The organism is Actinomadura madurae, from assembly GCF_047130825.1.
Taxonomy (GTDB): domain Bacteria; phylum Actinomycetota; class Actinomycetes; order Streptosporangiales; family Streptosporangiaceae; genus Spirillospora; species Spirillospora madurae.
Genome location: NZ_CP083237.1, coordinates 8,968,759 through 8,991,220, shown reverse-complemented (window position 1 = coordinate 8,991,220; position 22,462 = coordinate 8,968,759). Strand labels below are relative to the sequence as shown.

At 72.7% G+C, this 22,462-nt stretch carries 23 protein-coding genes and 1 pseudogene; 7 read left to right on the top strand and 17 right to left on the bottom strand.

Annotation, left to right across the window (positions count from 1 at the left end; all coding sequences use genetic code 11):
- Positions 1-144: 144 nt before the first annotated feature.
- Both K8Z49_RS42065 and K8Z49_RS42060 read left to right on the top strand, forming a co-directional pair.
- Entirely contained in the window at positions 145-675 is a 531-nt protein-coding gene (locus tag K8Z49_RS42065) for a nuclear transport factor 2 family protein (protein WP_412516797.1), read from the top strand.
- Positions 676-819: 144 nt separating this feature from the next.
- Positions 820-1,614 carry an alpha/beta fold hydrolase gene (locus K8Z49_RS42060; protein ID WP_024935894.1) on the top strand — a complete coding sequence of 265 codons (795 nt, stop codon included), beginning with the start codon at positions 820-822 and terminating at the stop codon, positions 1,612-1,614.
- Between the two features lie 56 nt (positions 1,615-1,670).
- On the opposite strand, the gene K8Z49_RS42055 is transcribed toward K8Z49_RS42060, so the two are convergent.
- The 14 genes and pseudogenes from K8Z49_RS42055 to hutH form a co-directional block, all read right to left on the bottom strand.
- Entirely contained in the window at positions 1,671-2,207 is a 537-nt protein-coding gene (locus K8Z49_RS42055; protein ID WP_021595600.1) for a ferritin-like domain-containing protein, read from the bottom strand.
- Between the two features lie 18 nt (positions 2,208-2,225).
- Positions 2,226-3,392 (bottom strand): imidazolonepropionase, encoded by a 1,167-nt coding sequence (hutI, locus tag K8Z49_RS42050; protein WP_412516796.1) that lies wholly within the window; start codon positions 3,390-3,392, stop codon positions 2,226-2,228.
- Positions 3,393-3,426: 34 nt separating this feature from the next.
- The gene (locus K8Z49_RS42045) at positions 3,427-3,753 is read right to left on the bottom strand and encodes a hypothetical protein (protein WP_024935893.1); all 327 of its coding nucleotides are present in this window, start codon (positions 3,751-3,753) and stop codon (positions 3,427-3,429) included.
- Between the two features lie 194 nt (positions 3,754-3,947).
- A complete protein-coding gene (locus tag K8Z49_RS42040) occupies positions 3,948-4,253 on the bottom strand; it encodes a hypothetical protein (RefSeq protein WP_021600005.1) in 306 nt (101 codons plus the stop codon).
- Between the two features lie 29 nt (positions 4,254-4,282).
- Entirely contained in the window at positions 4,283-4,627 is a 345-nt protein-coding gene (locus tag K8Z49_RS42035; RefSeq protein WP_021600004.1) for a hypothetical protein, read from the bottom strand.
- Positions 4,628-4,635: 8 nt separating this feature from the next.
- Positions 4,636-5,211, bottom strand: a complete 576-nt coding sequence (locus tag K8Z49_RS42030; RefSeq protein WP_024935891.1) for a hypothetical protein — start codon at positions 5,209-5,211, stop codon at positions 4,636-4,638.
- A 79-nt stretch (positions 5,212-5,290) separates the two neighbouring features.
- Positions 5,291-5,599, bottom strand: coding sequence for a twin-arginine translocation signal domain-containing protein (locus tag K8Z49_RS42025; protein ID WP_021600002.1), 309 nt, complete (start codon positions 5,597-5,599; stop codon positions 5,291-5,293).
- A complete protein-coding gene (locus K8Z49_RS42020) occupies positions 5,596-6,156 on the bottom strand; it encodes a hypothetical protein (RefSeq protein WP_021600001.1) in 561 nt (186 codons plus the stop codon). The genes K8Z49_RS42025 and K8Z49_RS42020 overlap by 4 nt, the downstream gene beginning before the upstream one ends.
- 16 nt (positions 6,157-6,172) lie before the next feature.
- Positions 6,173-6,709 (bottom strand): MauE/DoxX family redox-associated membrane protein, encoded by a 537-nt coding sequence (locus K8Z49_RS42015; RefSeq protein ID WP_021600000.1) that lies wholly within the window; start codon positions 6,707-6,709, stop codon positions 6,173-6,175.
- A 120-nt stretch (positions 6,710-6,829) separates the two neighbouring features.
- Positions 6,830-9,553 carry an AAA family ATPase gene (locus tag K8Z49_RS42010; RefSeq protein ID WP_412516795.1) on the bottom strand — a complete coding sequence of 908 codons (2,724 nt, stop codon included), beginning with the start codon at positions 9,551-9,553 and terminating at the stop codon, positions 6,830-6,832.
- A gap of 383 nt (positions 9,554-9,936) precedes the next feature.
- Positions 9,937-11,322, bottom strand: a complete 1,386-nt coding sequence (locus tag K8Z49_RS42005; protein ID WP_412516794.1) for a formimidoylglutamate deiminase — start codon at positions 11,320-11,322, stop codon at positions 9,937-9,939.
- 10 nt (positions 11,323-11,332) lie between these two features.
- A complete protein-coding gene (locus tag K8Z49_RS42000; RefSeq protein ID WP_412516793.1) occupies positions 11,333-12,532 on the bottom strand; it encodes an allantoate amidohydrolase in 1,200 nt (399 codons plus the stop codon).
- A gap of 51 nt (positions 12,533-12,583) precedes the next feature.
- A pseudogene (gene hutU / locus K8Z49_RS41995) lies at positions 12,584-14,238 on the bottom strand (urocanate hydratase).
- Between the two features lie 11 nt (positions 14,239-14,249).
- Positions 14,250-15,794, bottom strand: coding sequence for a histidine ammonia-lyase (gene hutH, locus K8Z49_RS41990; protein WP_021596696.1), 1,545 nt, complete (start codon positions 15,792-15,794; stop codon positions 14,250-14,252).
- 92 nt (positions 15,795-15,886) lie between these two features.
- On the opposite strand from hutH, the gene K8Z49_RS41985 reads away from it, so the two are divergent.
- Positions 15,887-16,651, top strand: a complete 765-nt coding sequence (locus K8Z49_RS41985; RefSeq protein WP_075022086.1) for an IclR family transcriptional regulator — start codon at positions 15,887-15,889, stop codon at positions 16,649-16,651.
- A gap of 117 nt (positions 16,652-16,768) precedes the next feature.
- Positions 16,769-17,347 carry a dihydrofolate reductase family protein gene (locus K8Z49_RS41980; RefSeq protein WP_021596698.1) on the top strand — a complete coding sequence of 193 codons (579 nt, stop codon included), beginning with the start codon at positions 16,769-16,771 and terminating at the stop codon, positions 17,345-17,347.
- Here the strand turns inward: K8Z49_RS41980 and K8Z49_RS41975 are convergent.
- Positions 17,323-18,423 carry an SDR family oxidoreductase gene (locus K8Z49_RS41975; protein WP_412516792.1) on the bottom strand — a complete coding sequence of 367 codons (1,101 nt, stop codon included), beginning with the start codon at positions 18,421-18,423 and terminating at the stop codon, positions 17,323-17,325. The two genes, K8Z49_RS41980 and K8Z49_RS41975, sit on opposite strands and share 25 nt — an antisense overlap.
- Positions 18,424-18,490: 67 nt before the next feature.
- On the opposite strand from K8Z49_RS41975, the gene K8Z49_RS41970 reads away from it, so the two are divergent.
- Positions 18,491-19,063, top strand: coding sequence for a dihydrofolate reductase family protein (locus K8Z49_RS41970; protein WP_111831815.1), 573 nt, complete (start codon positions 18,491-18,493; stop codon positions 19,061-19,063).
- A gap of 7 nt (positions 19,064-19,070) precedes the next feature.
- On the opposite strand, the gene K8Z49_RS41965 is transcribed toward K8Z49_RS41970, so the two are convergent.
- Positions 19,071-19,499 (bottom strand): ATP-binding protein, encoded by a 429-nt coding sequence (locus tag K8Z49_RS41965; RefSeq protein WP_412516791.1) that lies wholly within the window; start codon positions 19,497-19,499, stop codon positions 19,071-19,073.
- Positions 19,500-19,832: 333 nt separating this feature from the next.
- Between K8Z49_RS41965 and K8Z49_RS41960 the strand changes: the two genes are divergently transcribed.
- A complete protein-coding gene (locus K8Z49_RS41960; protein ID WP_412516790.1) occupies positions 19,833-20,546 on the top strand; it encodes a helix-turn-helix domain-containing protein in 714 nt (237 codons plus the stop codon).
- 117 nt (positions 20,547-20,663) lie between these two features.
- Positions 20,664-22,148, top strand: coding sequence for a recombinase family protein (locus K8Z49_RS41955; protein WP_412516789.1), 1,485 nt, complete (start codon positions 20,664-20,666; stop codon positions 22,146-22,148).
- A gap of 55 nt (positions 22,149-22,203) precedes the next feature.
- Here the strand turns inward: K8Z49_RS41955 and K8Z49_RS41950 are convergent, their stop codons facing one another.
- Positions 22,204-22,374, bottom strand: a complete 171-nt coding sequence (locus K8Z49_RS41950) for a helix-turn-helix domain-containing protein (protein ID WP_412516788.1) — start codon at positions 22,372-22,374, stop codon at positions 22,204-22,206.
- Between the last annotated feature and the right edge of the window lie 88 nt (positions 22,375-22,462).

Below are 22,462 nucleotides of genomic sequence, written 5' to 3'. Positions count from 1 at the left end.
CCGCAGCTCGGCGCGGCTGCAGTCACAGCCTGAAACCAGAGGTCGCTAATGTCAACACTTTTCGATGTCAGAGTTTCCTGATCTGCACGATGTTCGCCGGGCCGGCGACTAGACTGGGGTAAAGTGTCAACACAAGGAGCAGCTATGACTTCGCGCTTCCCGACCTTCCTCGACGAACTCGAAGCGAGGACTCGGATCCACGACACCTTGCTGCGCTTCTGCAGGGGCATCGACCGGAAGGACTGGCGGCTACTGCTGTCCGCGTTCCACGAAGACGCCGTCGATGACCATGGCTGGGTGGCCGGCAACCCGCGGCGCGACCTGGTGCCGGGGCTTCAGGCTCGACACGAGACTGTCGAGCACTCCGCACACGTGCTGACCAACGTCGCCTACACCTTCCTCTCATCGACGGATGCCAGGGTCGAGTCCTACGTGACAGTCGCCCAGCGCGAGCGCCCCGGCTCGGCGGGACAGGTGCGGCGGACGCAGGCCCTCGTGCGCTACGTCGACCTGTTCCAGCGCCGCGACGACGGCGCCTGGCTGATCGCGGACCGGACGCTCGTGTACGGCGACATGATCGTCGCCGCCGACGGCTCGCCGTTCGACCCGCCGGCCGCCTTCACCGTGCAACGCCGGGACGGGAACGACCCACTGGAGCAGCAGAATGCCTCCTAACTGTCGACAATCGATGTACTCACAGGAGAAAACTGTCTACACATAGCTCTACCAGGTATTGACGGTGCGCCAACCCGGCGAGTAGCTTCACCTCAGCCGCCGCCCCTCGCCCGGGGAGCGGCGCTCCAGTAGAAAGGTGTCCTCATGCGATTCCTCGCTGTTCATGGCGGCTGCCACGGAGCATGGGCCTGGGATTTCGTCAAACCGGAGATGGTGAAGCTGGGCCACGAGCTCGTCGCAGTGGAGCTCCCCGGTCATGGAACCCGGCGCGACGAAGTGGCGACACTTGATGGCTACCGCGACGCCGTCGTCGAGCTCATACAGCCTGGCGACGTGCTCGTCGGGCATTCGTCCGGGTCCGTGGTCGCCACCATCGCCGCGAACGAGCGCCCCGACCTCGTCTCGCACATCTGTTACGTGGCGGGAATTCTCCCGGTGGAGGGCGAGCCTCTCCCCTACGAGACAACGTCAACGAGCCTCGGCGCCAGCTCGGAGTCGCCCGTCGACGACGAGTCGCCTTTGGACACTTACATCAAGATGACCGAAGGCAACGAGGCGTTCTACTTCGAGCGTCCGGGTGCGGTGATGGCCTTCTTCAACGACTGCTCCGACGAGCAGGTCGACTGGGCCTACTCGAAGTTCGTCCCGGAGCCGTTGGCGCCCTTGTCCGTTCCGGTCTCCGTCCCGGACTTCTGGAAGCGGGACGACCTTTCCCGGAGCTTCATCATGGGCTCGCGGGACGCGACCTGCTTCCCCGCGCTCGCGCACCTGCAGGCGAAGCGCCTGGGAGTCGTCCCGCTGGAGATCGACACGGGGCACTCGCCGTGGCTGAGCAAACCGGCCGAGTTCGCAGCCCTCCTGGTCGAGGCGACGAAGACCGAGCCGGTCGGACCGCTCATCCCGACGTCCTTGCATGTCACGGCGGAGCACGCCGGCTGAGGTGGCCGCGGCCGACACCATCCCAGCGACCGGCCAGGACGTTCGTCAGGCACACCCTAGGCCTTGGGGAGGCGTTCGAGGAGACCGCGGAGGTCGTCGGCGTGCTCCTCCTCCTGCGCGAGGATCTGCTCGAAGACGCGCTTGGTCGTGGGGTCGCCGTCGCCGAGCCACTGCACGATCTCGGTGTAGGACGCGATGGCGATGCGCTCGGCCACCAGGTCCTCCTTGATCATCTCGACGAGGTCGAGGCTGGCGTCGTACTCGGCGTGGGCCCGGGTGGTGAGGGTGTCGGGCGAGAAGTCGGGCTCGCCGCCGAGCTGGACGATCCGCTCCGCCAGCATGTCGGCGTGCTGCTGCTCCTCGGCGGCGTGCTGGAGGAACTCGCCCGCGACGGCCTCGGCGTGGATGCCGGTGGCCGTGTAGTAGTGCCGCTTGTACCGCAGCGTGCACACGATCTCGGTGGCCAGCGCCTCGTTGCAGACCTGGATGACGCGGGCGACGTCCGCACCGTACGCCTCGGTGATCGGCCCCTTGTCGATCTCCTGCCGCGCCCGCTCCCGCAGGGTCTTGATGTCCGTCAGAAACTCCGCCACTTCGGGCCTCCCGGTCGGCTACTGGCGAACCTCTACCCGCCGGCCCGCCTTCCACACGGCGTGGGTCTGGGGGACGCCGGGGCGGTAGGCGAGGTGGATGTGGGACGGGGCGTCGAGCACGTGGACGTCCGCGCGGGCGCCCGGGGCGAGGTGGCCCACGTCGGTGCGGCGGAGGGCGCGGGCGCCGCCGGCGGTGGCGGACCAGACGGCCTCGGCCGGGGTCATGCGCATGTCGCGGACGGCCACGGCGATGCAGAAGGCCATGCTGGAGCTGTAGCAGGAGCCCGGATTGCAGTCGGTGGCGAGGGCGACGGTGGCTCCGGCGTCCAGGAGGCGGCGGGCGTCCGGGTAGGGCTGGCGGGTGGAGAACTCGACGCCGGGCAGGAGGGTCGCGACCGTCCGGGACGAGGCCAGGGCGTCCACGTCGGCGTCGCCGAGGAAGGTGCAGTGGTCGGCCGACGCGGCGTCCAGCTCGACGGCCAGCCGCACGGCCGGGCCCTGGGTGAGCTGGTTCGCGTGGAGGCGGGGCGCCAGGCCCGCCTCGATGCCGGCCTGGAGGACCTCGCGGGCCTGGTCGGCGTCGAAGGCGCCCCGCTCGCAGAAGACGTCCACCCAGCGGGCGTGCGGGGCGCAGGCGGCGAGCATGTCGGTCGCCGCGAGCCGGGTGTAGGACGCGGCGTCGTGGCCGGCGGGGACGACGTGGGCGCCCAGGTAGGTGACCTCGTCGGCCTGCTCGGCGGCGATGCGGACGGCGCGTTCCTCCTGCTCGACCGTGAGGCCGTAGCCGGACTTGCACTCGACGGTCGTGGTGCCCTGGCGGGCCATCTCGCCGATGAGGCGGCGCAGGTTGGCGCGCAGGTCGTCGTCGGACGCGGCGCGGGTGCGCTCGACGGTGGTGCGGATGCCGCCCGCGGCGTACTTCTCGCCGCTCATCCGGGCGGCGAACTCCTCGGCGCGCTCGCCGGCGAAGACGAGATGGGCGTGCGAGTCGACGAAGCCCGGGAGGACGGCGCGCCCTTGCGCGTCGAACGCCTCGTCGGCGGCGGGCGCGTCCCGGGACGGGCCGGTCCAGGCGACCGTGCCGTCCTCGATCACCAGGGCGGCGTCGCGGACGACGGCCAGGCCGTCGCCGACGGCGGGATCGTTGGTGACCAGTTCCCCGATGTTCGTGATGACCGTGCTCACCCGGGCAGGATCTCACGCGGCCCCGGGCAGGTCTTCAAGTGGCAACGCGCAACCAGACGTCCGCGGTTGCCGCGCCGCGGGCCAGCCGCAGCCGCCAGCAGCCGGGCTCGCCGAGCCGGTAGCCGGCGCCCCACTCGTCGCCGGGGCGCTTGAAACTACTGCCGCCGTGCGCTTCCGGCCCCCAGACGACGTCGTGTTCGGCGCCGCCGGGATCGAACGCCGTGAGCCGGAGCGGCCCCGAGCCGGTCACCCGCCACACGATCTTGAGGTCCTGGCCGGCGCGGAGCGGCGGGTACCGCTCCCGCGTCATCATCAGCCCCCACGCCTGGAGGCCGCGGCCCGTGCCGCGCACCTCGGGCATGCCGTCCGCGAAGTCGGCGGCGCCGTACGGGGCGACCGGTGACGCGGGGCGGCATCCGGGCGCCCCGTCCGGACCGGCGGGGCCGGCGGTGCCCGCGGGGGACGCCGGCGGGCGGGCGGACGGTGCGGCGCCGTCGTCCCGCCCTCCGGTGGAGCATCCGGCGACGGCGAGCAGGAGCGCCGTCGCGGCGACGGTCAGCGGCGCCGGGCCGCCTCCTCCAGGATCGGGCTCGTGCCGCGCTTCATGGCCCGCAGATGCACGACGCCGCGCCGCTCGGCGAAGACCTCGACGACCTGGCGGGTGTGGCTGCCCGTCGACGCGTGCTCCATCCGCACGCCCGGCCCGACGCGCAGCGACGTGCACTTGAAGTGGATGGCGTAGACGTTCTGCGGGACGCCGGCGACGACGGAGTCGCACACCATCACCTTCTTCGTGCCGTCCTCCATGTCCTCCACGACCGCGTAACCGTGGTCGGTGGGCAGATAGTAGTCCGAACTCATGTGACCGTCCTTTCCTTGGTGTGTGGTGGTCAGAGCGGGCGGACCGGCGAGTCGCCGTCGCAGTCGATCCCGAACATCACCTGCCTCCAGTCGCCGGCGAACGCGAAGACGCCGCCGGAGGTCGCGACCCCGAGCCGGGACGGGACCCGGGTCGCGTCCACGTGCCGGCGCACCCGCCCCATCGAGTGGACGCCGTCCATGTCCTGCCAGAGCGAGACGTTGAGCAGCGTCCGGGTGCGCCAGCCGACCATGAGGGACGTCCCGAGGAACCCGGTGGCGTCCCGCCGCACGTCCCGCGCCAGCCGCTTGTGCAGGACGAGCAGGACGAGCAGCGCCCACAGGCCGGGGCACTCGAACCGCGTCACGACGATCACGCCGTCCTTCACAGCGCCTGGACGGCCGTCACGGCGGCCAGCGTCACCAGGGCCGTCCCGGACAGGGCGCGCACCGATCTCAGCCACAGCCGTTCCCTTCTCGTGCCCATGTCGATCAGCGCCGGCGTGAAGCGCACGCTGGCCAGCGCGACGCTGAGGTTGGACAGCAGCGCCAGGCCGACCATGACCGGCGCGGCCGCCCACGGGTCCAGCAGGACCACCGCGGCGACCCCGGCCCAGACCAGCGACGCCGCCTTCTGCGTCGTCACGAGCAGGCCCAGGTCGAAGCCCCAGACCACGCCGAGGAACCCGGGCCTCAGCCGGTGCACGAGCACCTGCGGGACCTGCCGCCACGCGTGCGGCGTGCGGCCGGCGAGGTCGGCGATCCCGAACCCGAGCGCCACGGCCGCCAGGGCGAGCGTCCGCGGGGTCTCGGGCAGCGCCGCGTGCAGCCCGCGTCCCGCCACGTACAGCAGCAGTGCCACGAGCAACCCGGACAGGACCCCGCCCGCGGCGAGGCCGGCCAGGAAGCGCGCGCCGTCCGCCGGACGGCGGCGCATCATGGGGCCGGAGACTCCGGCCATCGACCGGCCTCATGGGCTCAGGACGTGCAGGACCGCGCCGATCCCGCCGATGACCACCCAGGTGACCATCCGGATCCCGTCAGTTGTAGCGGCACTCGAACGCGGAGTGCTGCTTGCCGCTGTAGTAGGCCTCGCAGCAGGAGCAGTGCAGGGTGCCGCTCATGGAGCAGCCCCAGAGGTAGTCCATGTTGTTCCTGCACGTGGTCATGGAGACGTTGGGGCACACCGCGAGGTTGCAGCAGTTCTTCTTGCAGATGGCGTAGGCGGGTTCGGACCGGCCGAACACCGCCGACGCGGCGGTCAGGCCGCCCGCGCCGAGGGCGCCGAGGAAGCCGCGCCGGGCGAACCTCCCCGTGGCCTTTCCGACCCGTCCGGTCTTCGTGGTCATGACACTCCCTTCGGTTCGTTGACCTTCGTCCTGAGCGCCTGGACGTCCTGGAAGACGAGGGCGGATTCGAGCCGCCCGCCCCGCATGACGAGCGCGGTCGGGCTCATCCGGACGTTGAACTCGTCCGCCACCCAGCTGCCGCCCTCGTCGACGTAGTGCGTGAGCCTCTCCAGCCCGTACTGCTGGACGAACCGCTCCCCGCGGGCCCGCTCGCCGGTCGAGACGACGACCGCCATGCCGTTCCCGGCGCCGCGGTCCAGCTCGTCCGACAGCTGCTGGGCGACGTCCTTGCAGGTCGAGCAGGCGGTGCTGAGCACGAGGACGGTCTGGGCCGCGTCCAGGCCGGCGGACCCGGCGGCGAGGCCGGTCAGCTCGGCGGGCCACCGGCCGGGTTCCGCGCCGAGCCGCGCGTCGTCCAGCGGCCAGATCTCGGTGTCGCGGGCGGCGGCGGTCTCCCGCTCGGTCGGCAGCCGGGAGCCGAGCTCGCCGAGCATCGCGAAGAGCAGCACGACCGCGGCGACGAGGATCAGCAGCACGGCACCGAAGAAGATCTCCATCAGGGTGTTCCTCCGTCTATCGCGAGGCCGGCAGGGGGCGGGTGAGGTCCTTGACGAGGCCGCGGTGCGCCCACAGGCACAGCAGCAGCGCACCGCAGGCCAGCCCGGTGCTGACCTGGAAGAAGTAGGCGGCGGGCTCCGCGGTCCCGGCCGCCCGGTTCAGCACCGGGACGGTCATGAGCAGGGACCCGGCGAGCACGTTGGGCCAGCCGAGGGGACGGCCGCCGGCGGCGCCGAGGCAGCCGCAGGCGGTGCCGCCGCCGCGCACCAGGCCGAGGACGCCGGCCAGCGCGAAGCTCGCGCCGAGGACGCCCGCGGCCCAGGCACCGGCCGGGCGCGTGGCGGTGCCGGCCAGCGCCAGGGCGGCGAGGATCTCCACCCCGGCGAAGAGGCGGACATGGCCCCGGGTGAAGCCTTTTCCGGATCTCCGGAAGAGCGCGTTCAGCGCGCGGCTCAGCCGCGCCGGGGAAACGGTTTTGGCGACGCCCGCGACGAACAGCACGGAAGCGGCCGCGGAGTTGACGGCGACGAGGACAGAATCGTGAACAGCCATGGCGTGGCCGACCTCGCGGAAATGATTCGATCAGGGCAGGGGGTCGATGTGATCTTTCTAACCCGGCTTGATCAAGTAGTCAATACACATTTTCCGCAGGCGTGCTCTGAGTCGTATTGCTCAACCGGGCCGCCCGGGTTGCTCAATCGGCGGCCCGGCACTCCCCGTCCCGGCCGCGGCGCCGAGGTCGAGCCGCCGGAGTTCGACGCGGGTCCGCACGCCCAGCTTGGGATACGCGCGGTAGAGGTGGTTCCCGACGGTCCGCGGGCTGAGGAAGAGCCGGGCCGCGATCTCGCGGTTGCTCGCGCCCGCCGCGGCGAGCCGCACGATCTGGAGTTCCTGGTGGGTGAGCCGGCCGAGCCCGCCGTCCTTTTCCGGCCGCTCCGCGGTGCGCGCACCGGTCGCGAACAGTTCCGCTTTCGCTCGTTCGCCCCAGGCCCGCGCGCCGAGTTCCTCGAAGGTCTTCAACGCGAGACCTAAATGCCTTCCGGCCTCCGCGCGACGCCGCGTCCGCCGCAGCCACTCGCCGTAAAGCAATTCTGTGCGCGCCCGCTCATAAACGTTCGCCTCGTTCCGGCGGAACAGTTCGACCGCGTCCGCGAAATGGCGTTCGGCCGTGGCGGGATCGGCCAGGAGCGCACGGCAGCGCGCGGCGAGCCCGCGTATGCCCGGGGACGACGTCCGCCGCGCCCACCCTTCGAGCCGGGCCAGGGGAGGTTCCGCCCGCTCGGGGCGTCCGGACCGCACCGCCGCCTCGGCCCGGTCGGCCGCCTGGCGGGCGAGGCTCGCGACCGGGCCGCCCTCCGGCGCGTCCTCGGGCAGCTCCTCCAGCCGGGCCAGCGCGCCCGCGTGCCGCCCGGCGCCGAGGTCGAGCAGCGCGAGGGCCCACGTGCCGAGCGAGACGGTCGGGGCGATGCCCTCCGCGCGGGCGTGCTCCAGCCCCTCCGCGACGAGGGCCGCGCATCGCCCCTCGTCCCCCTCGACCGCGGCGAGCCAGCCGAGGAGGCAGCTCAGGTGGGCGGCCCGGTACCGCGCGCCGGCCTCGCCGGCCAGCCGCAGCCCCTCCTCGGCGGCCGCCCGCGCCTCGCGGTGCCGGCCCCGGCCGATCAGGGCGCGGGCGAGCGCCTGCAGCGCGTACGGCAGCCGTCCGGGCACGTCACGGCAGTCCCGCGCGAACCGCGAGACCGTCTCGCAGGAGTCGGTGAAGGGGATGAGGGACGCCGCGAGCCGGCGGTCCGGCTCGTGCGGGAGCGGGGGCCGCGGCCCGGCGGGCGCCCTCGTACCGCGGGCGGCGCTCACCGCCGCGTCGACGACCCGCGGCAGCTCCGCCGGGACGGGCCCCGCGGGGAGCGGGACGGCCCGCAGCGCGCCGGCCGCCTCCCGCACGAGCCGCGGGTCGCCGGCGTGCCAGCCGCACCGGACGGCCTCGGCGAGCATCAGCGCCGCCTCCGCCGGATCCCGCCCGCGGATCGGGGCCGCGCCGTCGATCAGGGTCCGGGCGGCGCGCCGCGGCGACCCGCGCTCGAACTCCACCGCAGCCTCGGCCTGCGCGAGCTCGGCGCGGGTCAGCGGGTCGGCCGCGAGCGGCGCGGCACGCGCGACCAGGTCGGCCGCGCCGTCCAGCAGGCCCGCCTGGCTCGCCGCGCGGGCGGCCGCCGCGAGCCGGTGGGCCCGGGTGCGGCCGTCGGCGGTCAGCTCGGCGGCGCGGGCGTAGCAGATGTGGGCCCGCCGGTCGCCCGACCACTCCCCGGCACGTTCCAGTTCCGCCGCGACGTACGCGCGGTGCCCCACGGCGGCGGCCGCCAGATGCCAGGCCCGCAGTTCGGGCTCGCCGTCCCCGGCGCTGTCGGCGAGCGCGCGGTGGACGGCCCGGCGCTCGGACGTGGTCGCGTGGTGGTAGGCGACGGCCTTGACCAGCGGGTGCGCGAACCCGATGGTCAGGCCGGTCGTCTCGAGCAGCCCGGCGCGCTCGGCGGGCGCGAGGTCGGCGACCGTCGAGCCGAGGCGTCCGGCCGCCGCCGTGATGCGGGCGGCGTCCCGGGTGTCGTCGGCGGCGGCGACGAGCAGGAGGGTCCGCGCGGCGGGCGGCAGCGCGGCGAGCCGCGCGCCCGCCTCGGCCTGGACCGTTCCGCCGAGGGGCGAGGTGCCGTCGTGGAAGGTGAACGGGTTGATGCGCCCCGCCCGCTGGCCCGAGGACAGGCAGGACGCGAGGAGCCGCAGCGCGGCCGGGTTCCCGTCCGCCTCGGCGCGGACGCGGTCCCGCGCGGGCGGCGGGAGCAGCGCGCGCAGGAGCGCGGCGGCGTCGTCCGGGCCGAGGCGCGCGGGCCGGATCTCGGCCAGCCCGGACGACCCGAACGTCGCGTCGTCGCGGGCCGCCGCCAGCAGCGCGACCGGCTCGGCGCCGAACCTGCGGGCCGCGTAGACGAGCGCGTCCGCCGAGGCGGCGTCCAGCCATTGCGCGTCGTCGACGAGGCAGAGCACGGGACGTCCGGCGCCCGCCCGGCGCAGCAGCGACAGAACGGCCCGGCGCGCGGTGAAGACGTCCTCGCGGCCGGCCCCGCCGGACTCGCTCACGGCGCGCAGCCGCTCGGCGTCGGGGCCGCCGAGGTCGCGCACCGGCCGCAGCATCAGGTCAAGGGCGGCGAACGGCTGCTCGGCCTCGGGCCGGTAGCCGGAGCAGCGCAGGACGAGAGCGCCGTCCGCCAGGCCGGCCGCGTGGTCGAGCAGGGCGCTCTTGCCGATGCCCTGCTCGCCGCGGATGACGGCGGCCCCGCCGGCGCCGGCTCGCGCCCCGGCGACCAGCCGTTCGATCTCCGCGCACTCGGCGGCCCTGCCCTGCAACATCGGCGCCCCACACGCGTTCGGAATGCGGCACTCAAGATCAACCACCGCATGATCGCATGGGCGCGCGGCGCCGCCCCCTAACCGGAGGGCACCGACAGTGTCACCGTTCCCGGCGGCCCCACCGGACGCACGGCCGCGTCGTCCGAGGTCACCGCGGCGGGGCGCCCCTCCCCGCACGCCGAGGCCGGGCGTCCGGGTCCGGTCACTCGGGCCCGATCAGCCGGGACCGATCAGACGGGGCCGATCAGGCGGGCCCGATCAGACGGGGCCGATCAGGCGGGCCCGATCAGACGGGGCCGATCAGGCGGGCCCGATCAGACGGGGCCGATCAGGCGGGCCCGATCAGACGGGCCCGGTCAGGCGGGGCCAATCAGGCGGGCCGGTCAAGCGGGGCCCGGCCGGTCCTGGTCGGGGCGGTCCTGGTCGGGCGCCGTCGCGGCGGTGACGGCCGCGGTGAGCGCGCCGGGCACGTCGTCGATCAGCAGGTGCCGCCCGTCGTGGACGATCTGCCGGCCGGAGACGACGACGTGCCGGACGTCGGCCGCGGTCGCGGCGAAGACGGCGGCCTCGGCGGTGTGGTCCGGGCCGGCGCCCGCCGTCCGGACCGAGTCGAGGGAGACGGTGACGAGGTCGGCGTACGCGCCGGGCTCCAGGCGTCCCGCCTCGGGCCAGCCGAGCGCGTAGTGGCCGTCGCAGGTGGCGGCGGCGAGCAGCTCCCCGGCCGTCCAGTGCCCCCGGACCCGGGTGCGGAGCCGCTCGTCCAGCTCGACCGCGCGGGCCTCCTCGAACAGGTCGATGAACGCGTGCTGGTCGGTGCCGAGGCAGATGGGGGAGCCGGCGTCCGCGAGGGCGCGGGCCGGGCCGATGCCGTCGGCGAGGTCTCGCTCGGTCGTCGGGCACATGCACACGCCGGTCATCGTCGCCCCGAGCAGGCCGATGTCCTCCTCGGTGAGGTGCGTCGCGTGCACGGCCGTGGTGAGCGCCCCGAGCGCCCCCGCCTCGGCGAGCAGCCGCGTCGGCGTCATTCCGTAGGCGTCCCGGCAGTCCTGGTTCTCGGCGGGCTGCTCGGACAGGTGGAGGTGCAGCGGCGCGCGGTGCTCCCTCGCCCAGGACGCGACGGCCCGCAGCTGCTCGCGCGGCACGGCCCGGACGGAGTGGATCGCGGCGCCGACGCGGGCGTGCAGCCGCCCCGCCTTGTCGGTCCGCTCGTGCAGGGACTCGACGCGGCGCACCCAGTTGCCGGCGGTGCCGTCGCCGAAGCGCAGCTGCGGGCCCTTCAGCGGGCGGCCGATGCCGCCGGCGAGGTAGCAGGCGTCGAGGAGGGTGATCCGGATGCCCGCGTCGGCCGCGGCGGCGATCAGCGCCTCGCCCATCGCGTTCGGGTCGCCGTAGGGGCTGCCGCCCGGCCGGTGGTGCAGGTAGTGGAACTCGCCGACGCAGCTGACCCCGGCGAGGGCCATCTCGGCGAACACGGCGGCGGCGAGGGCGCGGTAGGAGTCGGGGTCGAGCCGGTCGGCGACCGTGTACATCTGCTCGCGCCACGTCCAGAACGTCCCGGCATGGGCCTGGACGCGGGAGCGGAGGGCGCGGTGGAACGCGTGGGAGTGCGCGTTCGCCAGGCCCGGCATGGTCAGGCCGGGGAGCCGCTGGGCGTTCGGTGCGGAGGGGACGCCGGCCTGGAGCCTGGTGATCCGCTCGCCGTCGGCCTCGATGAGCACGTCGGCCGCGACACCGTCACCGAGCCAGGCGAACTGGGCATGCCACTGCATATCGGAAGTCCTACCCGCGGGCCAGGTCGCCCAGTACCGCGGCGAGGGCCTCCACTCCGGCGAGGCAGTCCGCCGGCTCGGCGTACTCGGCGGGCGCGTGCGAGATCCCGGTCGGGTTCCGGACGAACAGCATCGCGGCCGGCAGCCGCGCCGCGAGGACGCCCGCGTCGTGTCCGGCCCCCGTCGGCAGGACGGGCACCCCGCCGAGCGTCCGGCCGATCCGGTCCCGCAGCGCCCGGTCGAAGTCGACGATCTCGGAGTAGGACTCCTCGGCGAGGTCGACGCTCACCCGGTGCGGGCGCGCGGCGACGCGGGCGGCCTCGTCGACTTCCTGCACGGTCCGCCGGACGTCCTCGTCGGCCGGTCCCCGCGCGTCCAGCCAGGCGGTGACCGACGAGGGGACGGCGTTCACCCCGCCCGGCACGACCCGGACCTTCCCGACCGTCGCCACGGTGCCGTGGCGCTCCGCCGCCGCGCGCGCGGCGGTCACCATGTGCGCGAACGGCAGCATCGGGTCGCGCCGGTCGGGCAGCCGGGTCGTCCCCGCGTGGTCGCCCTCGCCGGTGAACTCGAACCGCCACCGGCCGTGCGGGACGATCGTGCTCGCGACCCCGACGGGCTCCGCCAGGGCCCTCCCCTGCTCGACGTGCAGCTCGACGTGGCAGGCGATCCGCCCGAGGAGGTCCTCGTCCGGGCCGATCGAGTCCGGGTCGAAGCCGGCGTTGTGCATCACCTCGGCGAACGTGTGGCCGTCGCCGTCGGTCAGGCCGCGCGCCCGCGCCGGGTCGATCGCCCCGGTCAGCAGCCGCGACCCCAGGCACGCCACGCCGAACCGCGCGCCCTCCTCCTCGGCGAACGCCCCGACCCCGATCGGCCGCGCGGGGGTGACGCCGCGTTCCCTGAGCAGGTCGATCGCGGCGAACGCCGACACGATGCCGAGCGGCCCGTCGAACGCGCCCCCGCCCGGGACGGAGTCGAGATGGCTGCCGGTCAGGACGGCGTCACCGCGCGAGCCGTCCGGCGGGAGCCACCAGGCGAACAGGTTGCCGTTGGGATCGTGCTCGACCGCCAGGTCGCGGCGGCGCGCCTCGTCCAGGAACCAGGCACGGCATTCCATCTCGGGCGGCGTCCACGCGAACCGGTGGTAGCCGCCCGTCGCCTCGTCCCGCCCGACCGGCAGCAGCGCCGCCCACATCTCCTCGAAGCTCATTGCCCCTCTCCCTGTGGGGGGCGACCCCCCACACCCCCTGGTTCGCTTCGCTCATTTCATCGGGATACGGACCCCGCGCTCGGCCGCGACCTCGGCGGCGCGGTCGTAGCCGGCGTCGACGTGGCGCATGACGCCGGTGCCGGGGTCGTTGGTCAGGACGCGCCGCAGCTTCTCGCCCGCGAGCGCCGTCCCGTCCGCGACGCAGACCTGGCCGGCGTGGATGGAGCGGCCGATGCCGACCCCGCCGCCGTGGTGGATCGACACCCACGTCGCGCCGGACGCGGTGTTGAGCATGGCGTTGAGCAGCGGCCAGTCGGCGATCGCGTCCGACCCGTCCTTCATGCCCTCGGTCTCCCGGTACGGGCTGGCGACGGACCCGCAGTCGAGATGGTCGCGGCCGAGGACGATCGGGCGCGCTGATCTCGCCGCGCGCGACCAGGTCGTTGAACGCCTCGCCCGCCCTGTCGCGCTCGCCGTAGCCGAGCCAGCAGATCCGGGACGGCAGGCCCTGGAAGTGGACCTTCTCCCCCGCCATCCGGATCCAGCGGGTCAGCGGCTCGTTGTCCGGGGAACAGGTCGAGGATCGCCCGGTCGGTGCGGGCGATGTCCTTCGGGTCGCCGGAGAGCGCCGCCCACCGGAACGGCCCCTTGCCCTCGCAGAACAGCGGCCTGATGTAGGCGGGCACGAAGCCGGGGAACTCGAAGGCGCGCGCGTAGCCGGCGAGCTGCGCCTCGCCGCGGATGGAGTTGCCGTAGTCGAACACCTCGGCGCCCGCGTCCTGGAAGCCGACCATCGCCTCGACGTGGACGGCCATGGATTCGCGGGCCTTGGCGATGAAGCCGTCCCGGTCCTTGTCGCGTTCGGCGGCCATGTCCTCGAACGCGACGCCGCGCGGCAGGTAGGCGAGCGGGTCGTGCGCGCTGGTCTGGTCGGTGACGATGTCGATCGGGGCGCCGCGCCGCAGCAGCTCGGGGACGATGTCGGCGGCGTTGCCGAGGACCGCGATCGACAGGGGGCGCCGCTCGTCCCGCGCCTCCCCGGCGAGGCGCAGCGCCTCGTCCAGGGAGTCGGCGCGGACGTCGCAGTACCGGTGCGCGACGCGCCGCTCGATGCGGGACGGGTCGCACTCGACGCAGATCGCGACGCCGCCGTTCATGGTGACGGCGAGCGGCTGCGCGCCGCCCATCCCGCCGAGCCCCGCGGTCAGCGTGATCGTCCCGGCCAGGGTGCCGCCGAACCGCTTCTCGGCGACGGCGGCGAACGTCTCGTAGGTGCCCTGGAGGATGCCCTGCGTCCCGATGTAGATCCACGACCCGGCGGTCATCTGGCCGAACATCGTCAGGCCGAGCGACTCCAGCCTCCGGAACTCCTCCCACGTCGCCCACTGCGGGACGAGGTTGGAGTTCGCGATCAGCACGCGCGGCGCCCACTCGTGCGTGCGGAAGATCCCGACCGGCTTGCCGGACTGGACGAGCAGCGTCTCGTCGCCCTCCAGATCGGCCAGCGAGCGGAGGATGCCGTCGAAGGCGTCCCAGTTCCGGGCGGCCTTGCCGGAGCCGCCGTAGACGACCAGCTCGTCCGGATGCTCGGCCACCTCGGCGTCGAGGTTGTTCTGGATCATGCGCAGGGCCGCCTCCTGCGGCCAGCCCTTGGCGGCGGTGAGCGAGGTGCCGCGCGGCGCGCGGACGGGACGGGGTTCGGACATGTCGGGCTCCTTCAGGAGAGCGGGCCGGTGACGGCCTCGGCGGCGGCGACCAGTGAGCCGTCCCGGACCAGCGCGGTCGCGGCGGCGATCTCGGGGGCGAGGTAGCGGTCCGGGCCGGGCGGCGGGACGGCCTCGCGCAGCTTCGCGACCACGGCGGCGGTCGCCGGGCCGGGCCGCAGCGGGGTGCGCAGGTCCAGCGCCCGCGCGGCGGTGAGGATCTCGATGGCGACCACCTGCGCCAGCCCGTCCACGGCCCGGCGCAGCTTGCGGGCCGCGGTCCACCCCATCGAGACGTGGTCCTCCTGCATGGCCGAGCTCGGGATCGAGTCGGCGCTGGCGGGCGCGGCCAGCCGCTTCAGCTCGGACACGATGCCCGCCTGCGTGTACTGGGCGATCATGTGGCCGGAGTCGACGCCGGGGTCGTCGGCGAGGAAGGCGGGCAGGCCCCCGGACCGTCCCCGGTCGAGCATCCGGTCGGTGCGCCGCTCCGACATCGACGCGACGTCCGCCACGGGCACCGCGAGGAAGTCGAGCACGTAGGCGACGGGCGCGCCGTGGAAGTTCCCGTTCGACTCGACGCGCCCGTCCGGCAGCACGACGGGGTTGTCGATCGCGGACGCCAGCTCCCGGCCGGCCACCAGTTCGGCGTGCGCGAGCGTGTCGCGGGCGGCGCCGTTGACCTGCGGGGCGCAGCGCAGCGAGTACGCGTCCTGGACGCGGGTGCAGTCGGGCCCGCGGTGCGACTCCATGATCTCCGAGGCGTCCAGCAGCGCCCGCAGGTTCGCGGCCGACGCGGCCTGCCCCGGATGCGGCCGCAGGGCTTGCAGGTCGGCGGCGAAGACCCGGTCGGTGCCGAGCAGCGCCTCGACCGTCATCGCGGCGGCCACGTCCGCGGCGACGAGCAGCCTGCGCAGGTCGTGGATGGCCAGCACGAGCATGCCGAGCATGCCGTCCGTCCCGTTCAGGAGGGCGAGCCCCTCCTTGGCGCCGAGCATGACCGGCGCGATCCCGGCCTCGCTCAACGCCTCCGCCGCCGGTTTGAGGTTCCCGCCGGCGTCCCTGACCGATCCTTCGCCGATGAGCGCGAGGGCGACGTGCGCGAGCGGCGCGAGGTCGCCGGAGCACCCGAGGCTCCCGTACTCGAAGACCTGCGGGGTGATGCCCGCGTTGAGCAGCTCGGCCAGCGTGCGCGCCGTCGTCGGCTGCACGCCGGTCCGGCCGGTGGCGAGCGTCCGCAGCCTGAGCAGCATCAGCGCCCGGACGACCTCCCGCTCGACCTCCGGCCCCGACCCCGCCGCGTGCGACCGGACGATGTTGAGCTGCAACTGCGCGCGCATCTCGGGGGCGATGTGCCGCGTGGCGAGCGCCCCGAAGCCCGTCGACACCCCGTACACGGGGGTGGGACGGGCCGACAGCTCCTCGATGTGCGCGCGCGCCTCGCCGATCAGCTTCAGCGCCCCGTCCGACAGCGCGACGCGGGCGCCGTCCCGGGCCACCGCGACCACCTGCTCGAACGCCAGCGGTTCCGGCCCGACCTCGACGCCTGCGTCCCCCATACCAAGACCCATACCCACCATTGGAACGCCTTCCGGGCCGTGCCCCCAGGCCCGGACAGGCCGCTGTGTCTCACATACGAGACAATCGGAGCATGAGCCAGGTGCCCGCCGCCCGCCGCGCCCTCGCGGTGCTCCGCCTGCTGGCGGGCGCGCCCGGCCCGCTCCCCGCGTCCGCGATCGCCCGCGCCCTGGACCTGCCGCGCTCCAGCACCTACCACCTCCTGACGGCGATGGCCGAGGACGGCTTCGTCACCTCCATCCCCGAGGAGCGCCGCTGGGGCCTCGGCGTCGCCGCCTTCGAGATCGGCTCCGCCTACCTGCGCCACGAGCCCCTGGAGCGCCTGGCCCGGCCCCTCCTGCGGCGCCTCGTCGACCGGGTGGGCGAGATCGCGCAGCTGGGCGTCCTGCACGGCGCCGAGACGCTGTACCTGCTCAAGGAGCAGCCGCCCCGGCACGCCACCCTGGTCACCGACGTGGGCGTCCGGATGCCCGCCCACCTCACCGCCAGCGGCCGCTCGATGCTCGCCCACCTGCCGCCCGCGCAGGTCAGGGCCCTGTTCCCGGGCCGTTTCGTGGACCGCACCGGCCGGGGCCCGGCGTCCCTGCGCGAGCTGCGCCGCACCCTCGCGCAGGACGCGCGCCGCGGCTGGTCGGCCGAGGACGGCCATGTCACCGAGGGATTCGCCAGCATCGCCGCCTGCGCCTTCGACCACACCGGCCACCCCACCGCGGCGATCACCGTGACGTTCCGCCGCGAGGACCACCCGCCGGAGACGTGGCCCTCCCTCGCCGCCCCGATCCGCACCACCGCCGCCGCGCTGACCACCCGCCTGACCGGCCGCCCCCCGGCCCGCTGAACCCCGGAAAGAAATCTTTGAATTCGTCGTGCCGGGGTGTCGAATGCCGCCGAGCCCGTTCGTAGCCAGGGTGAGAGACCGGAACAGAGCCGGTCGCAGACTCGCAGGGAGCACATCATGACCGCCACCTACACCTTCGACGTCTTCTCCAGCCTCGACGGCTTCGGCGCCGCCACCGGGGACTGGACGGGCTACTGGGGCAAGCAGGGTCCCGAACTTCTCGACCACCGCCTCGCCGTCTACAACCAGGAGCAGCGGCTGATCCTCGGGGCCACCACCTACCGGGCGTTCGCGCAGATGGTGGCGGAGAGCACCGAGGACTCCGACGTGCGCGACCCGTGGGTCACGCGGATGAGGAACCTGCCGACGACGGTCGTGTCGAGCACCCTGGAGGGCCCCCTGGACTGGCCGGACGCCGAGATCGCGAGCGGGGACGCCGTCGACGTCGTCGCCCGGCTCAAGGAGGAGTCCGCGGTGCCGCTGCGCTCGCACGGCAGCCTCTCGCTGAACCGGGCCCTGATGGCCGCCGGCCTGGTCGACCGCGTCCAGGTGACGCTGTTCCCGGTCATCACCGGCCAGAGCGGAGCCGACCCGGTCTTCGAGAACGCGGCCGACTTCGACCTCGAACTGATCGAGCACCGCACGCTCGACAACCACATCCAGGAGCTCGTCTACCGGCCCACTTTGCACACGTGAGCACCCGGCCGGAGCGGCGGCGCCTCACCGAACCGCTCCGCGGCGAGCCGGTCGGCCCAGCGGCGCAGCGCGTCCTCCACCGGCGGATGGCCCAGCCCCAGGGCGTCGGCGGAGGACGTGTCGTACCGCTCCTCGGACAGGAAGGGCAGCGTCTCGGGCGAGACGCCGACGATCGCCCCCGGCAGCCGCCGCACCAGGCCGACCGGCACCAGGACCAGCGGCGGGCGCCGCCCGAAGTGCCGCGCGAGGAGGCCGATCAGGTCGGGCAGGTTCGGCGTCGCGTCGTCCAGGACCCAGTGCGCCCGGTACGGCCCCGCGTCATGCGCGGGAACGGCGGCCATGAACCGGGAGAGGTGATCGACGGTCACCACGGGGACGAACGTGCGCCGCGTCCCGGCCAGCGCGGGCAGCCGCCCCTGCCAGAGGTTCCTCACCAGCTCGGCCAGCCCGATGTACTGACCGGCCTCGCCGGTCACCGAGTGCCCGATCACGGTGGCCGGATTGACGACGGTGAGGGGGACGCCCCCCTTCGCGGCGACGGCCCGCACCGCCGCGTCCCCCTCACGCTTGGACGCCTCGTACACGCCGTACTTCCGGTAGAGCGCGTCCAGCTCCGCCTCCGGCACCGGATAGGAGAGCGCGCCGTCCGCCCCTACCCGGTAGCCGGAGACGTGGACCAGGCGCCGCAGCCGCGGGAGCCCGGCGGCCCACCGCACGACGTTCACGGCCCCGTCCACGTTCACCCGCCGCCCCTCCTCGCGCTCCAGCCCGAACCGGTACAGCGCGGCGGTGCTGAAGACGTCCCGCACGTTCTCCCACCGCTCGTGGTCGGCAGCACCGATCGCGAGATCGGGCCGGGTGATGTCGGCGTCGACGACGGTGAGCCCGCGAACGTCGGCGCCATGCTCGCGCAACCAGGACCGCAGCTCGCCACCACGCGCGTCCCCTCCCCGGACGGTCACCGCGACCGCCCGCCCTTGACCGAGCAGCTCCGCCACCAGCCACCGCCCGATGAACCCCGTCGCCCCCACCACCAGGCAGTCAGCCCGCACGGCCTCGTCCTCCATGACATCCATGAAGGAAAATCTAGACCGGTCTACCTAGTTTGTCGATACACCGGTTATCACTCTCAAGGAGCGCATCATGACCGCGACCTACACGTTCGACGTCTTCTCCACCCTCGACGGCTACGGCTCCTACACCAGCGAAGGCGACTGGGGCGGCTACTGGGGCAAGCAGGGCCCCGAGTTCCTCGACCGCCGCCTCGCCCTCTACAGCGAGGAGCAGCGGTTGGTCCTCGGAGCCACCACCTTCCGGCAGTTCGTGGAGGCGCTGGACCCGGCCAAGGTGACCGACCCGGTGAACACCCGGATGAGGAACCTGCCGACGACGGTCGTGTCGACCACCCTGGAGGGACCCCAGGACTGGCCGGACGCCGAGATCGCAAGCGGCGACGCGGTCGACGTCGTCGCCCGGCTCAAGGAGGAGTCCGCGGTGCCGCTGCGCTCGCACGGCAGCCTGTCACTGAACCGGGCCCTGATGGCCGCCGGCCTGGTCGACCGCGTCCAGCTGACGATCTTCCCGGTGATCAGCGGCCGGACGGGCGCGGACCCGATCTTCCGCGGCGCCGCCGACTTCGACCTCGAACTGATCGAGCACCGAACCCTCGACGGCCACACCCAGGAGCTCATCTACCGCCCCACCCTGCGCGCCTGAGCCCGGTTCACCTCCCTGGCCGGGCCGGGAAGGTGGCGCGGATCGTGCGGCCCTGAGATGTGCCCGTCCAGGACCAGGTTGCGGCGAGGGCGTCCACCGTGAGCAGGCCGCGACCGCCCTCCGCCAGCTCGGCGAGGTCGCGCAGGCGTGGCTCGTTAGGACCGCCCTGGTCGGTGACGTAGGCGATGACACCGGCGACGTCCATGCTGAGGTCCACGGTGAACCGGCCGCCGTCCTCCCCGGAGCGGGTGTGCCGGATCGCGTTGACGGCCAGCTCGTCCAGGACGAGGAGCACGTCGTCCAGGGCCGGGAAGTCGGCAAGCAGATGCGCCGCGAACGCCCGGACGAGCCGGACCTGGCCGGGCCTGCCCTGGAACTCGCGCCGCCAGTACATCGGGGACTCGTGCTCGGCGGGAATGGGAACGGCGAGCAGCATTGATCACCTCTCGTGAACGCTGTGTGTCGGCCGCCCCATCCTCCGTGACCATGCGGCTTCGCTGTGCCGAAAGGCCAGGCCAGCGCCCTTTCCGGTGGTTGAGCACGCCTTCCCCGCGAACGTTCACCTCCGTTTACGTAAACGAAGCGAACGGTTCGCGCGGCGAACGTTCATTTCCGGAACGCCACCGAGACGAACAGCCCGGCGGCTTTCACGTGTTCGAACAGCGCGTCTATCGATGACACGCTCGGAGATCGCGTGATAACACAGAGTGGACATGCCGCCCCCGGCCAGCGGCGCCCCCACCCGCCGACCCGCCCCTGGAGGTCCTCGGTGACCAGCCCGTTCGTCCGGCGCCGCCGCCTCGGCGCCGAACTCCGGACCCTCCGCGAGCAGAGCGGCATGACCGCCGACGAGCTGGCCCGCCGCATCTACCGCTCCCGCATGACCATCTCGAAACTGGAGAACGCCCGCTGCCGCCCCGACATCGGCGACATCGTGAAGATCATGAAGATCCTCGGCGTCACCGGCGACAGGTTCGACGCCCTCTTCAAGATCGCATGCGACGCCGCCGAACGCGGCTGGTGGGACAACTACGGCGACGCCATGGGCCCCCGCCAGCGCATGTACGCCGACCTGGAGTCAGGCGCGGCCTCTATTCACGGCTATTACCAAATCGCCATCCCTGGGATCTTGCAGACTCCTGACTTCATCTGGGCGCTCGTGGACCTCGATCGTGCTGACGGACCGTTGCCGTACCAGCCGGAACGTATGGTTCAGGCACGTCTTCAGCGCCAAGAGGTGGCATTTAGCCCGGACGGCCCGAAATGCCAGCTCATCCTGGATGAATTCCTGCTTCGACGCCTAGCGGTGCCCAGGGACGTGATGCGCGCCCAACTGCTGCACTTGATCGAAGAGGCATCATCCCAACCCCGGCTTCGCCTTCGCGTACTGGACATTGACGCTCGTATCGAAGGTGGCTTCTCAGCCAAGTCGCCCTTCTCGATCTACAACTTCCCGACGCCGATGACGCGGCGATGGCCGTAGCCGACACCGTCAACACCGACATCGTGCACGCAAACAGGAAGGAATGACAACTGCCCTGCCAAGCCGATTCATACCAGGCCAGAGGGTCCAGTACCCTCCACGCGAAAGGTAGGGATCATGACCGGGAAGCGGCGGGCAGTCGGGGGAATCCGGCTCTCCAGCATGACCGAGGAGACGACGAGCCCCCAACGTCAGAAGTCGCTCATCCAAGCATGGGCCGACGGCAACAACGCAACGATGATCGGCTGGGCGACGGACCTCGACGTGAGCGCCAGCATCGAACCGTGGGACCGTCCCGAACTCGGGCCGTGGCTCAACCGAGCCGACGAGTACGACCTCCTCATCTTCGCCAAGCTCGATCGAGCCGTCCGAAGCCTTCGGGACTTCGTCAATCTGACGGCGTGGTCCGAGGACCACAAGGTTGGACTCGTGATCCTCGATCCCCCGATCGACCTGACCGACCTCTGGGGCAAGGCAATGGCCGGCGTCCTGGCCGTCTTCGCCGAACTCGAACGCGGCATGATCGCCAAGAGGACCCGGGAAGGGTACGAGGAACTTCTCGCCAAGGGCCGATGGCCCGGAGGCCGGGTGCCCTACGGGTACAGGGCGGTGAAGCGTCCCGGGGTCGACGGCTGGTGGCTCGTCGTCAACGAGGAACAGGCCGAGGTACTCCGTAAGATCGCCGGGCGCATCATCGGCGGTGCGTCGACCCTGTCACAGGCCAAATGGCTCAACGAGGAGAAGGTCCCGACTGCCCGGGGCGCGAAGTCGTGGGGCTACACGGCGCTCTATGACATGCTCCGGTCTCCGGCGCTGATGGGACAGAGGCTCACGGCGGACGGCGATGTTGTCCGGGACGAGAGCGGGATGCCTGTGCAGAGGGCAGACCCGATCCTCAACCGGGCCGACTGGGAGCGGCTTCAGGCCGCCCTCGATGCCAACGCGCACAACAGGACAGGCAACCGACAGGACGCCGCCCCGCTCCTTCGTGTGGCCTTCTGCTACCGCTGCCAGCGCCCGCTCTACCGGCGCGGTACCAAGAAGAAGAACGCGAAGGGGGAGAAGGTCCCGTACTTCTACTACCGGTGCGCTTCGGCGAATGACACGACGGTGGACATCTGCCCAGACCGCCCGTACCGGTCCCGAGAGCTGGAACAGATCGTCTTCGACGAGTTCCTCGCCGAAGTCGGGGGTGTCGAGATCCAACGCGAGGTGTACGTCCCCGGCGAGGACCACTCAGAGGATCTAGAGACCGCTCAGGCGGCCTACAGCGACCTCACGCAACAGCTCACGGACGAGGTCAACCTCCGGGCGACAGAGGATCACAGAGCAACTGAGCGTCCTCGACGGCCGTATCGCGGACCTGGACTTGATGCCCAATCGGCCAGCCCGGTGGGAGTACGAAGGAACCGGGTAGACGTACGAGAAACTCTGGGAAGAGTTGAGCGACGCCGAACGCGGAGCGCTGCTCAGGGAAGCAGGCGTTCAGGTGCTGGTCATGAGACTGCCGGACGACATGCCCGTCGCCGGGATCGTCCTCCCGCCGGACCTCGCCGAACGTGCCAAACAGTGGGCCGCCGACCGAGAGTAGGACTTACTTAGTTCGTCCGTCGATGTACGGCTGCGGGGCCCCGGACCACTCCGGGGCCCACTCGTCCTACAGGAGAGCCAGCGGGCTTCCGTTCCGGTACGCCTCCAGCCACAGATCAACCTCACGCCGACGAAACCGCCGTTTGTTCCCGAGCTTGAAGTTCGGGATGGTGTTTACACGGTCGTAGACCCACGATCGGGACATCCCGATGTACTCGGCGGTCTGGTCAACGTCCATGAGGTCGGCTCCGCCGTCCCAGCGTCCACAATCGGGGCAACACATGATGGCAGGTTAGGGCTGGTCAGAGCCCCGCGAGCGGGGTTGG

Coding starts and splice junctions, on each gene's coding strand:
- K8Z49_RS42065 (WP_412516797.1), top strand. CDS start 145: ATGACTTCGCGCTTCCCGACCTTCCTCGACGAACTCGAAGCGAGGACT.
- K8Z49_RS42060 (WP_024935894.1), top strand. CDS start 820: ATGCGATTCCTCGCTGTTCATGGCGGCTGCCACGGAGCATGGGCCTGG.
- K8Z49_RS42045 (WP_024935893.1), bottom strand. CDS start 3,753: ATGCCCGAGGTGCGCGGCACGGGCCGCGGCCTCCAGGCGTGGGGGCTG.
- K8Z49_RS42040 (WP_021600005.1), bottom strand. CDS start 4,253: ATGAGTTCGGACTACTATCTGCCCACCGACCACGGTTACGCGGTCGTG.
- K8Z49_RS42030 (WP_024935891.1), bottom strand. CDS start 5,211: ATGGCCGGAGTCTCCGGCCCCATGATGCGCCGCCGTCCGGCGGACGGC.
- K8Z49_RS42025 (WP_021600002.1), bottom strand. CDS start 5,599: ATGACCACGAAGACCGGACGGGTCGGAAAGGCCACGGGGAGGTTCGCC.
- K8Z49_RS42020 (WP_021600001.1), bottom strand. CDS start 6,156: ATGGAGATCTTCTTCGGTGCCGTGCTGCTGATCCTCGTCGCCGCGGTC.
- K8Z49_RS42015 (WP_021600000.1), bottom strand. CDS start 6,709: ATGGCTGTTCACGATTCTGTCCTCGTCGCCGTCAACTCCGCGGCCGCT.
- K8Z49_RS42010 (WP_412516795.1), bottom strand. CDS start 9,553: ATGTTGCAGGGCAGGGCCGCCGAGTGCGCGGAGATCGAACGGCTGGTC.
- K8Z49_RS42005 (WP_412516794.1), bottom strand. CDS start 11,322: ATGCAGTGGCATGCCCAGTTCGCCTGGCTCGGTGACGGTGTCGCGGCC.
- K8Z49_RS42000 (WP_412516793.1), bottom strand. CDS start 12,532: ATGAGCTTCGAGGAGATGTGGGCGGCGCTGCTGCCGGTCGGGCGGGAC.
- hutH (WP_021596696.1), bottom strand. CDS start 15,794: ATGGGGGACGCAGGCGTCGAGGTCGGGCCGGAACCGCTGGCGTTCGAG.
- K8Z49_RS41985 (WP_075022086.1), top strand. CDS start 15,887: ATGAGCCAGGTGCCCGCCGCCCGCCGCGCCCTCGCGGTGCTCCGCCTG.
- K8Z49_RS41980 (WP_021596698.1), top strand. CDS start 16,769: ATGACCGCCACCTACACCTTCGACGTCTTCTCCAGCCTCGACGGCTTC.
- K8Z49_RS41975 (WP_412516792.1), bottom strand. CDS start 18,423: ATGGATGTCATGGAGGACGAGGCCGTGCGGGCTGACTGCCTGGTGGTG.
- K8Z49_RS41970 (WP_111831815.1), top strand. CDS start 18,491: ATGACCGCGACCTACACGTTCGACGTCTTCTCCACCCTCGACGGCTAC.
- K8Z49_RS41965 (WP_412516791.1), bottom strand. CDS start 19,499: ATGCTGCTCGCCGTTCCCATTCCCGCCGAGCACGAGTCCCCGATGTAC.
- K8Z49_RS41955 (WP_412516789.1), top strand. CDS start 20,664: ATGACCGGGAAGCGGCGGGCAGTCGGGGGAATCCGGCTCTCCAGCATG.
- K8Z49_RS41950 (WP_412516788.1), bottom strand. CDS start 22,374: ATGGACGTTGACCAGACCGCCGAGTACATCGGGATGTCCCGATCGTGG.